At 58.0% G+C, this 11,874-nt stretch carries 5 protein-coding genes; 3 read left to right on the top strand and 2 right to left on the bottom strand.

The annotated features are described in order from the left end of the window. Positions 1–49: 49 nt before the first annotated feature. On the bottom strand, positions 50–373 hold the full coding sequence (locus tag H2LOC_RS10275; RefSeq protein WP_246207118.1) for a response regulator: 324 nt from the start codon (positions 371–373) through the stop codon (positions 50–52). An 809-nt stretch (positions 374–1,182) separates the two neighbouring features. Between H2LOC_RS10275 and H2LOC_RS10270 the strand changes: the two genes are divergently transcribed. After that, positions 1,183–5,571: a chemotaxis protein CheB gene (locus H2LOC_RS10270; RefSeq protein WP_246207116.1), complete on the top strand. Its 4,389-nt coding sequence runs from the start codon at positions 1,183–1,185 to the stop codon at positions 5,569–5,571. Positions 5,572–6,572: 1,001 nt separating this feature from the next. On the opposite strand, the gene mgtA is transcribed toward H2LOC_RS10270, so the two are convergent. After that, entirely contained in the window at positions 6,573–9,284 is a 2,712-nt protein-coding gene (mgtA, locus tag H2LOC_RS10265; RefSeq protein WP_202620566.1) for a magnesium-translocating P-type ATPase, read from the bottom strand. A gap of 440 nt (positions 9,285–9,724) precedes the next feature. Here mgtA and H2LOC_RS10260 point away from each other — a divergent pair, with 440 nt between their 5' ends. Further along, positions 9,725–10,123, top strand: coding sequence for a hypothetical protein (locus H2LOC_RS10260; protein ID WP_246207114.1), 399 nt, complete (start codon positions 9,725–9,727; stop codon positions 10,121–10,123). A gap of 507 nt (positions 10,124–10,630) precedes the next feature. Continuing rightward, entirely contained in the window at positions 10,631–11,833 is a 1,203-nt protein-coding gene (locus H2LOC_RS10255) for an NAD-dependent formate dehydrogenase (RefSeq protein ID WP_136496309.1), read from the top strand. Positions 11,834–11,874: the final 41 nt, after the last annotated feature.

The raw sequence follows: 11,874 nt of genomic DNA, 5'->3' as shown, positions 1-11,874 counted from the left end.
TTCCTCCCGACGTCACAAGTCTTGGGGAAAGTGGTCGTATTCGTCTAGCTCATGTTGCTGAGCGTTCGAGCACACGCTGAATGGCGTATATGAGGTCGACTTCGCAGAACGGCTTTTGAACCGCAACGGCGGCTGGCCTGGACGCCTTGATTCTTGAAATATCCCCGCTGACAAAGAAGTGAGGGATAAATCCGACGTCGCATATTTGATCCACTGCCGAGATGCCGCTTCCGACGCGAAGCGATGAATCAACAATCATCAGTTCTGGTTTGCAGTGAAAGGCGGCAGCCACTGCGTCCGCTTCGGTCCTTTCAATGCCGCACACCTCGTGGCCCATCGTTTCGAGCATCTCAGCAAGCAGTTCGCCGAGCATGTGGTTATCCTCGACGAGGAGGATACGGAGTCCTTTCATAGGTCGCCTCGCCTCCCGCTCCGCCTTCGTTGACCATTACTGCAATCGCTTATCTTCAACGGTGGGCCGCCGGACACAATTAATGGAAAAACAGGAGCGGCAACGTGCATTTCAAGAGATTCCTGCATTGAGCCGGTCGAGCCGCTTACGGGTGACGTTCGAGGCCAGGGGTGATCCTTCATTTGTTTCGGCGCCAAATGAGATTCGACGAACCAAAGCTGCGGGTCGACGCGACGGGAGATTTCGGTAAAGACGTCCGTCGTGTCCGCATCTCCAAAGGTGCTTGCCAGATTGATGGGATTCGGTAGCGATTGGCCGAATCCCGCGAGGGTTCGAGAAACAGCGAATGCGCCTGCTTCACCTGAGCGTGCAGATCCATTGCCGCCGCCAGATGCCTATTGAGGAGTTCAACGGATTGGCCCGAATGTTTTCGGATAATGTGTTATGGGTCTGGTGCATAGCTGAAGTTCCACGGGTGTGCGATGGAGAAGACTCGGCTTGGCGTCGTAGCCGCTCGATGGTGCGAGCACAGGGCTTCAGTGGCGAGATCGCAATGTACTAAGTCTCTACGATAGCCAGAGATCTTGGGCCAAAAGAAGGAACGGAAGCTACTCAGACTATCGCCCGGCAGTCCGGCCACTTGGAGCCAACGACGATTTCAGCGATCGCCAACCTGCTTCAATGGACGCGCCAGACGTGCAAAGTCGACCCGAAGGATGAGGCATGATAGGCATACGCAGCTATTTCGTGGGGTAAAGTCAGAGGGGCGAATGCCGGAAGGCCATCCGCAGGAAACCATGAAGCCTCTACCACAACCGAAGACACACATCTTTTCGGCGCCAGGGTCCGACCGCGAACGCGATGAAATTCTGGTCGTCGGGATCGGTGCGTCGGCGGGGGGCCTTGACGCCTGCAAGAAGCTTCTAGGCAGCCTCCCCGCCACCGATCGCATGGCGTTCATCCTGATTCAGCATCTCGATCCCACCCACGAAAGCATGATGGTCGAACTGCTCTCGGGGCACACGTCGATGACCGTCGTGCAGGCGATGGACGGCATGCCGATTGAGCCCGATCACTTCTATGTGATCCCTCCAGGGACGTATCTGTCTGTGGACGAGGGTGCGCTGCGGCTCTCGCAGCCGCTTGCGCGTCACGGCGCGCGCCTTCCCTTCGACTTTCTATTGCATACACTGGCCACGAACTTCGGTCCACGCGCCGTCTGCGTGATCCTCTCGGGAACTGGAACCGACGGCAGCCTGGGGCTGAAAACCATCAAGGAAAATCGTGGCCTGGTCATCGTGCAAGATCCGGACGAGGCGGCATTTGACGGGATGCCGCGCAGTGCGATCATGACCGGCGCCGTGGACTTTGTACTGCCAGTGGCAAAAATCGGAGCGGCGCTCGTCACCTATGACCAACAGATGGTTGGTTCAGACAAGCATTCCGGAGATCCGCGAGCGGGACCGGAAGATTGTCTTCCACAGATCGTCGACCTTCTGCGCACAAAGACCTCCCACGATTTCACGCTTTACAAGCCAGGCACGCTGAAGCGCCGAATCGAGCGGCGGATGGGGATGGGTGGGGCTCCCGACATGAGCCGCTACCTTGACTTACTCCGTAGCGACGCCAGGGAGCTTGACCTTCTCGCAAAGGACTTGCTCATCCATGTGACCAGTTTCTTTCGCGACCCTCGGACCTTCGCGTTGGTGGCCGAGAAGATCATCCCCGATATTGTCAGGAATCACGCGCCCGATCGAAACATTCGCATATGGGTTGCAGGTTGTAGCACGGGCGAAGAAACCTATTCCCTCGCCATGCTGTTCCTCGAGCAGATCGCTGCAGAAAACCGTAGCCTCAAGCTTCAGATCTTCGCCTCGGATATCGACCCCGATGCCGTCGCCCGCGCGCGCGAAGGCGTCTACCCGGAATCCATCGAAAAAGACGTGTCGGCGGAGCGCCTCGCCCGCTTCTTCACCAAAGAGGATCATTGTTACCGGGTGACGCCTGAGCTGCGCTCAACGGTGGTTTTCACGGTTCAGGATTTAGTCACCGATCCCCCCTTTTCCCGTCTCGATCTCGTTTCATGCCGCAATCTTCTGATCTATTTGCGCCCCGAGGCGCAGGATAAGGTGATCGCCCTGCTCCATTTCGCCTTGCGGGATGGGGGCGTCGTTCTCCTCGGCGGCGCCGAGACGATTGGTAATGTCGACGGTCGCTTCGAGCCGATCTCCAAAGTGGACCGCATCTATCGGCGTGTAGGTCGGAGCAGACCGGGCGAGCTCAGCGCTTTGATAAGCCCCGCCTATGCAGCCGGGCCGCCCCGGCGTCAGGATCAGGAACAGAAAGGGTTGCGCCCGGCGGCCCTAGCCGACCTTTGCCGACGGTTAGTCATGGAGACCTACGCGCCGGCGGCTGTGCTGATCAATCGCAAGTATGAGTGTCTCTATTTTCTGGGGCCGACGGATAGCTATCTGAAAGTCGCGCCCGGTCATCCCGTTCAAAACCTGGTCATGATGGCGCGCGAGGGCTTGCGGACCAAGCTCAGGGCGGCGCTTCAACGGGCAGGTCAGGAGAATAGACGCATCGTCGTCGCCGGCGTGAACATGAAACGAAACGGCGACGCAATTTCATTCAGTATCGCCGTGCAGCCGGTTGTGAACGAAGGGGAAGAGCTGCTGCTGGTTTGCTTCATCGACCACCCGGAGCCCGCTCGTAGGCGAGGTCAGCAAGCGCTTTCCGGAGAAGTTTCACGGGTCGCCGAACTCGAGCAAGAACTCGAGGCTACGAAAATCGAGCTTCAGGGCGCGATTCACAATCTGGAGATTTCCAGCGACGAGCAGAAGACAACCAACGAGGAGGCGTTATCCGTCAATGAGGAATTGCAATCTACGAACGAGGAGCTGCTGACCTCGAAAGAGGAATTGCAATCGCTTAACGAGGAGTTGACCGCCCTCAACGCTCAGCTGCAAGAAACATTGGAGCGGCAGCGCATATTATCCAACGATCTGCAAAACGTTCTCTACAGCACCGATGTCGCGACGCTCTTCCTCGACGCCAATCTCAATATCCGCTTCTTCACGCCGACCACCAAGCTGCTGTTCAGCGTCATCCCCAGCGACGTTGGGCGGCCGTTGGCGGACCTGCGCTCTCTGGCGGTGGATGATACGCTTCTTGAGGACGCACGATCGGTGATGCAAAACCACGTGCCGATTGAGCGAGAAATCAAAGCTCAGACCGGCTCCTGGTATAGCCGCCGGATCATGCTTTATCGCGCCCAGGATGAACTTGTCGAAGGCGTGGTTGTCACCTTTACCGATGTAAGCGCGACACACCACGCCCAGCAAGCGCTGGAAGCTGCAAAGTTTCAGGCGCAACAGGCCAATATGGCGAAATCGCGCTTTCTCGCCGCTGCAAGCCATGATCTTCGTCAGCCGCTACAATCACTCGTATTGCTTCATGGCCTATTGGCTAAGGCCGTCGAGGGAGAGAAAGCAATGAAGCTAGTCGGGCGCTTCGGCGAAACGTTGGACGCCATGTCCGGTATGTTGAACGCGTTGCTCGACATCAACCAAATCGAGGCCGGCACGGTGCGGCCTGAAATCGTTTGCTTTTCGATCGGCGATCTTCTCGAACGGTTGAAGGGAGAGTTCAGCTATCACGCGCATGCGCAGGGGCTCTCCTTCCGGGTGGTGGCCTGCGGACTTTCGATATGCAGCGATCCGAAACTGCTCGAGCAGATGATCCGAAACCTGTTGTCCAACGCTCTAAAATACACCCGGGAGGGCAAAATATTGCTCGGTTGCCGTCGGCGGAAGGGAATGCTGAGCATCGAGATCTGGGACACTGGGATCGGAATCCCCGACGGCGAGCTTCACGCCATCTTCGACGAGTATCATCAGATCGACAATGCCGCCCGCGAGCGCAAACGGGGACTTGGGCTGGGTCTTTCCATCGTGCAGCGACTGGCTAGCCTACTGGGCCATCCAGTCCACGTCACCTCTAAACTCGGGAAGGGCTCAGTCTTCGCTATTGAGGTTGCAGTCCCAAAAAGTGAATCCGCACCGCTCCCGAAACCGGATATTCCAGGCAAGATTTTCGAAGTAGATCAGGGCACTCCTTGCACAGGTGGGGTACTGGTAATCGAGGACGATCCGGAAGTTTGCAGCCTCCTCAAGCTTCTCCTCGAAGAGGAGGGCTATCGCACAATAACGGCGCCAGATGGAATAGTGGCGCTCGACCTCGTTGTGCACGAAGACTTCAGGCCTGATCTCATTCTCGCGGACTACAATCTTCCGGGCGGCATGGACGGGCTGGAGGCCGCCAGAACACTTCGAAATCAAATGAAACGCCAGACTCCGATCATTATTCTAACCGGCGATATATCAACCAACGCTTTGAGAAAGATCGCACCTCAGGATTGTGTTCTGCTTACAAAGCCTGTGAACTCAGCCGAGTTGACGAAAGTCGTTCAGCAGCTCCTCGCACATGCCGCCTTCCCGGAGCCGGCCCCCGTGCTCCGGCCGGACGCAAGCGAAGCGACCAAGGACCGAGAGCCGCCCGTCATCTTCGTCGTTGACGACAACGCGCACCTTCGAGAGACGCTGCGGGACGTGCTCGAGGATAATGGATGGGTGGTCGAGGATTTCGAATCCTGCGAGGGCTTTCTCGGAGAGTATCGAGCGGGACGAGATGGTTGTCTGCTCCTCGACGCCTATCTTCCTGGAATGAATGGTCTCGACTTGTTGCAACGGCTAAAGCAAGGCGGAGTACATTTGCCAGTCATTGTGATCACCGGCACGGCCGACGTGACGACGGCTGTCGAGGCAATGAAAGCGGGTGCGTTAGATTTCATCGAGAAGCCGATCAGCCGCGACGACCTCATCGCCTGCATCACGCGCGCGGTCGAACACGCACGAGATGCGAACAAGTTGACGGAATGGCAAGAGAATGCAGCCGCTCACGTGGCTGGTCTGACTGCGCGACAGCGTCAGATCATGGATTTGGTTCTCGCTGGGCACCCGAGCAAGAATATCGCCGTCGATCTTGGCATTAGCCAACGCACCGTAGAAAATCATCGTGCTACCATCATGAAGAGGATGGGGGCGAAATCGATTCCGGAGCTAGCGAGATTAGCGCTCGCGGCCGCCTCGAAAGCTTGAGAGCTCATTCGTGGAGCTGGGGCTCGCGGAGATCTGCGAGACGACCGCCCCTCAGGCGACGCTGGGCCGCCGATCGTCGTCTACGTTTCGAGGAACGTGGCAGCGTGGAACGCCTCGAACGGCATCCCGGGTCGTTGCAGCAAAGGCCGGGGCGTACCCTTGCCCGCCCCCCAATCCAGAGCTCCGCCCAGGGGGCAGGCGGTGCAAGGCCCCGCACGCAAGTCGGATTGAATTTGCGATAGGGACGGCCACCATGGCGTGTACGGGTCACGACATTCCTTCAAATTTCAGGGATTGCCTGAAGGCGCACTTTTGATCTTCGCTTTCTTCGCGGGCCGCTTTGAATGATCTCCCGGCGCTACATGCGCGTTCTCGCTCCCTGCGTTGGGCGACAAAGACGGGAGACTTCGGGGCTCCTTTTCCGGAATTGGAACTTGCTGGGTCCCACGCTTTTCACTTGGCGAACTATCGTGGGTGGCGCCATCGCGGTCAGGAATGTCATTTGGGGTAGCTGTCTCGGCGGGAGACCCGCCCCCGCAGTTCGCGTTGTTCGCATTACAATTTGATTTTGCATCTCCCCGTCCTCGGGAGAATGATTCGAATTCGGTCGACTGCTTCGACGGCTGTGCTGTCGGATGTTCAACCTCGGTATTGCCCTTATCTGGGTGATTGGTCGTAGAGCTGCCGCCGAGCCCGGCGTTAACGAGAGCTCGGAATTGGGCGATCTCGTCGAGCGGTACCGCATATATGGCTATTCCAAATCCGATCGCCCCCGCAATCATTGCCGAGATGATGATTAGAAAGGTTCCTCGCGACATTCGATGCATCCTCTCTCGATTGCCGGCGGTTACAGCCGTGCGCATTCCGCTTTGATCCATGTTCGTATTCTTTCAAGCCACACGAAGCTCTATACGGAGCTAATCGCGTGCCTCGTTTTAGCTCTTTACGTATAGGTTTTCCCGCGACGGCTCAGTGGAAGCGAGCGTTGAAGTCGGACCAACTCAATGCGCTTTCGAAGCGCTGCTTCCTCCAACCCAGCGGTAAAAGCCTTTCTTTGCAATCTCGACAATTAGCAGATAGGCGATGACCATCGCTGCCAGGATGAAATAAAATCGACTGGGTAGCGGGACAAAACCGAAATACGGACCCAGAGGCGTAAACGGCATAACCGCACCGATCGTCGCTATGGCTAGGGATGTCGCGACCAGGACTGGATGCGCACGGCTTTTGAAAGGATTGCCGCGCGTGCGAATAATGAAGATCACTAAAACCTGAGTGGACAGCGATTCGACGAACCAGCCGGTCTGAAACAGCGCCTCATCGGCCTTCAGCACGACCAGCATGACATAGAAGGTCAAAAAGTCGAACACGGAACTGATCGGCCCAATGACGAGCATGAAATTTCGGATAAAGCTCATGTCCAAGACCTGCGGAATACGTACATCCTCGGGATCCACTTCGTCCAGAGGGATCGGAACTTCGGAAATGTCATAGAGGATATTGTTGAGCAGGATCTGTGTTGGCAGCATGGGCAGGAAGGGGAGGAACAAGGCAGCTCCGGCCATGCTGAACATATTGCCGAAGTTGGAGCTGGTCCCCATCATGATGTATTTCATAATATTCGCGAAGGTGCGGCGACCTTCCAGCACACCGTCGTGGAGGACATGCAGATCCTGATCCATGAGGATCATATCAGCAGCCTCCTTGGCGACGTCGACAGCTGAGTCGACTGATAGGCCTACGTCGGCCGAGTGTAAGGACGGCGCATCGTTGATTCCGTCGCCCAGATACCCAACGACATGACCCCGAGCCTTAAGCGCGAGGATCACCCGATCTTTCTGCGATGGGTTAACTCGGCAAAACAGATTGGCTTGTTCCACCCTGACTCGCAAGGCGGAGTCGTCCATCTCACCGATTTCTTTCCCCGTCAGAACTCCGCTCACGGGAATATTCAAAATTGCGCAGACGTGTTGGGTGACCAACTCGCTATCGCCGGTGACAATCTTTACCGCTACGCCGCTTTCGGCGAGCGCTGCAAGCGCCGCTCCAGCGCTTTCCTTAGGCGGATCGAGAAACCCCGCGAAACCCGCGAAAACTAATTCCGCCTCGTCGCCGACGACGGCATGGGGATGATCCTTTGGAACTCGGCGCCACGCGATGCCCAACAGGCGAAAGCCTTCTCTTTCGAGTGCGATGCGCTGTCCCTGTATCCGTTCACGTGCGCCAGCATCGAGAGGAGGCTGGCTCTTGTTGCCCTGTTCTTCATACCGGTTACAAAGAGCCACGATTTCCTCGGACGCGCCCTTGACTACCAATAAACGGTCGTCACCCTTCTCAATTAGAACGGACACGCGCCGCCGTTCGAAGTCGAAGGGAACTTCGTCGATTTTCTTCCAGGCGCTCACGTCGATGTTTTGGTGCGCGAGGATTGCGTCGTCGAGCGGGCTTTTCAGGCCGGTCTCGAAAAAGCTGTTGAGATAGACGAGCTCGAGAACGCGGTCGCTCGGCTTCCCTTCCGCGTCCACATGCTGTTCGAGCTTTATCTTCGCCTCGGTCAACGTGCCGGTCTTGTCCGTACAAAGGACGTCCATCGATCCAAGGTTTTGGATGGAGGCCAAGCGTTTGACGATGACACGTTTCCTCGCCATGTGCAGCGCGCCCCGCGACAAGGTGACGGACACCACCATTGGCAATAGTTCCGGGGTAAGCCCTACCGCGAGCGCGACGGCAAATAGAAACGATTCAAGCCAAGGCTTATGCAGGAGAGCATTAACCAGCAGCACGAACAGAACCAACAAGATCGTGAGGCGCATGATGAGCAGGCCGAAGCGGTGCGTGCCGATTTCGAAGGCGGTTGGCGGCGGTCGGCGGCTAATGCTGTCCGCAATCGCCCCGATCGCCGTACCGGCGCCGGTTTTCACCACGCGCATTTTGGCGCAGCCGCTGATGACGCTTGTACCCATGAACACTGCGTTGGCGGCGTCCTGGAGATCGGTCGCATTAGCCGATAGCGCCCCGGGACGCTTTTCGACAGGATAGGGCTCACCGGTCAAGAGCGCCTGCTTGACGAACAAATCGCGCGCTTCCAGCACCAAACCATCCGCGGGGATCATATCGCCGGCGGAGAGCACGGCGATGTCGCCTGGAACCACATCGGTGACCTGCGTTTCCAATGGTTTGCCATCGCGGATCACCGTGGCCCGCAGCGATACCGACTGACTTAGGCTCTCTGCTGCTTTTCCGGCGCGATACTCCTGGACGAAATCTAGCGTCACGCTAAGCAACACCATCGTCGAGATAATCAGAAAGTTGGTGATTTCGCCGGTGAGGGCTGAAATCGCACTGGCGACCAGCAGCAGAATGACCAGAGGATTTTTGAAGCGGGAGAGAAATTGCAGAAGCAATGGCTGCTGTTGGCGATCGTGAAACTGGTTGGGGCCAAATTTGGCAAGACGCGAATGCGCCTCGGCGCTCGTCAAGCCGGCTGCGTCGATCGCTAATTCCGCCTCGTGGTTCGAAGGGGGCCTCAGCCACCAAGCAGCTTCGTCAGGCGTGGATGTAGACTTCGCACTGGATTTTTTCGAGAGCAGAAATCGATGCGTGAGCCACAGCGTTAAAAAGGCGGCGAAATATACGGCGATGAAATAATACAGGAACCGAGGCACAACCAGACCTGCGGGGATCTGGTCGATGGCGGCGTTGGCGAGAGTCATTAGAGGCCCACTTTCTGGAGAGGTCGCTCACTCATCGAGCGACACGGTAAAGCCTTTGCCCGCCAAAATCTGCGACGGGCGAACCGCCGTCTTTGCAAAGACAACAGTTGAGACTTTGGTGTGCCCGAATCTGGTCGTCGCTCGCCGCCGATGCCCTGCCGGCGCAGCGACAGTTGATGGCGTAGCCCGCAAGGCTGATCGGCTTGGAGGAGTGTAGGCTTCGGGATGAAGTGTCCAATCTCGAAATCTTCTACACGATAAAGGAGCATGGAAGCTTTGGCCAGCTCCTCGCCATTATTGCCGGCCATGCGCCCTCGCGTAGATTCCGATCCTCGACGAATTCTTAAGTGCACATAGTTGATCCGTGTTGGACCCAACTAGCAGCGAACGGCTCGCTCGCGTGGAGGCAATAAGGCCTGTGTGTCCAAGAGGAGATTCGAATGCGCAAGAGAATGCATTTGACCTTGGCCGCCACATTATGCGGCGTAACCGGGCTCGCAGTCCTGCCAACCGGCGTGTTGGCTGGTCCCATGAACACCGCGAGGCCAACAAGCGTCGAAGGAGCAGCCGCGTCGGTCGAACAGGTTTACTATCGCGGTCATAGCCGCAGCTATTACCCACGTTACGGCGGCTATTATCGCCGAGGCTACGGCTACGGCGTTCCCGGCGCCGCGATTGGAGCTGCGGCTGGCGTCGCCGGCGCGACGGCTGGCCTTCTGGGTGCGGGAGTCGCCGGTGCTACGGGTTCCGGCTATCCCGCCTACGGCTATGGGGGCGGATATGGCGGCGGTTCATGCTGGCAATGGGATAGCTTTTCCGGTTGGGTGTGGCGCTGCTGATAACGCACCCGTCAGTCCACCTAGACAATCGGGTGCGAGGCCGCCATAGATAGCGACCTCGCAGCCGGGCAATTCGGGCTTTAGAGACTATGGGCTTGGCTCTCCTGCCGCACCTCGAGCGGACATCGGGTCGGCTCCAGCTGCATGTCGATCGAAGCCTAAAGCCTTTCGAGATCATGTCTTAGTTGCCACGCGATCATCAAGGTGATCGCATGCAAGGCTTTAGCAGTTCGGTCGAGAAAATCAAACGGCGCAGGCGTTGAGCTCCAGACTTGATCGGATTGGATCTCGTAGAGAGGCCCGGACAAGCGATCGACCTGGTGGTCGCCGATGGCGACCCACCGTCGCCGCTCGCCGCCGCGCTCGTGAAATCAAGCTCGAGAATTGCCTCGATACCGGTTGCATCAATCATTGATAGAGGACGTCAATCGCTTATTTGACATTATTCGTTTGATGCGCAGCCGCCAGCCGAGGAGCCGGCCGCGCAGGAAAGGAAGGAACGCGCTCATGGCAAAGATTGTTTGTGTGCTCTATGACGATCCGGTCGGCGGCTATCCGAAAAGCTATGCGCGCGACGACTGTCCGCAGCCTAAGGTCTATCCCGATGGTCAGACTCTGCCGACGCCGAAGGCGATCGACTTCAGGCCGGGGACCTTGCTCGGCAGCGTGTCGGGCGAGCTGGGCCTGCGCAAATATCTCGAGTCGAACGGTCACCAGCTCGTGGTCACCTCCAGCAAGGACGGCGTCGACAGCGTGCTCGATCGTGAGCTGCCCGATGCCGAGATCGTCATCTCCCAGCCGTTCTGGCCGGCCTATATGACCGCCGAGCGGATCGCCAAGGCGAAGAAGCTCAAGATGATCGTGACCGCCGGCATCGGCTCCGACCACACGGATCTCGAAGCGGCGATGAAGCATGGCGTCACCGTCACCGAGGTGACCTACTGCAACAGCCACGCGGTGGCCGAGCATGTGGTGATGTCGATCCTGGCGCTCGTGCGCAATTTCATCCCCTCCCACAACATCATCGTCAACGGCGGTTGGAACATCGCCGACGCTGTGTCTCGATCCTACGACCTTGAAGCCATGCAGGTCGGCACGGTGGCGGCGGGCCGCATCGGCTTGCGCGTTCTTCGCCTGTTGAAGCCCTTCGATGTCGGGCTGCACTACATGGACCGGCATCGTCTGCCGGAGGCGGTGGAGAAGGAGCTTAACCTCACTTACCACGCGAACCTCGAGAGCCTCGCCAAGGTCTGCGACGTCGTGACGTTGAACTGCCCGCTTCACCCCGAAACCGAGCATATGATCAACGAGAAGACGCTGAAGTGTTTCAAGCGCGGCGCTTACATCGTGAATACGGCGCGCGGGAAGCTCGTCGAAACCAATGCGATCGTCCGGGCGCTGGAAAGCGGTCACATTGCGGGCTATGCGGGCGACGTGTGGTTCCCGCAGCCGGCGCCGAAGGACCATCCGTGGCGCAAGATGCCGCATCAGGCGATGACGCCGCACATTTCCGGCACGAGCCTCTCCGCACAAACACGCTATGCAGCGGGCGTGCGCGAAATACTCGAGTGTTATTTCGACGGTCGGCCGATCCGTAACGAGTACATCGTCGTGCAGGGCGGCAAGCTCGCCGGCGTCGGCGCGTATTCGTATAGCGAAGGAAACGCCACCAAGGGCTCGGAAGAGGCGGCAAGGTTCGGCAAGGCGTGATCCCTGTGTCGGCCAAGATCGTGGAGGGCGGAGAGCGCCTG

It is taken from the genome of Methylocystis heyeri (genome assembly GCF_004802635.2).
GTDB lineage: Bacteria > Pseudomonadota > Alphaproteobacteria > Rhizobiales > Beijerinckiaceae > Methylocystis > Methylocystis heyeri.
Note: the sequence above shows the minus strand (reverse complement) of the source record. Positions and strands in the feature narration are given on the sequence as shown.

What these genes read in the sequence shown, in the direction of transcription:
- H2LOC_RS10260 (WP_246207114.1), top strand. Translation starts at nt 9,725, where the DNA reads ATGCGCAAGAGAATGCATTTGACCTTGGCCGCCACATTATGCGGCGTA.
- H2LOC_RS10275 (WP_246207118.1), bottom strand. Translation starts at nt 373, where the DNA reads ATGCTCGGCGAACTGCTTGCTGAGATGCTCGAAACGATGGGCCACGAG.
- H2LOC_RS10255 (WP_136496309.1), top strand. Translation starts at nt 10,631, where the DNA reads ATGGCAAAGATTGTTTGTGTGCTCTATGACGATCCGGTCGGCGGCTAT.
- mgtA (WP_202620566.1), bottom strand. Translation starts at nt 9,284, where the DNA reads ATGACTCTCGCCAACGCCGCCATCGACCAGATCCCCGCAGGTCTGGTT.
- H2LOC_RS10270 (WP_246207116.1), top strand. Translation starts at nt 1,183, where the DNA reads ATGCCGGAAGGCCATCCGCAGGAAACCATGAAGCCTCTACCACAACCG.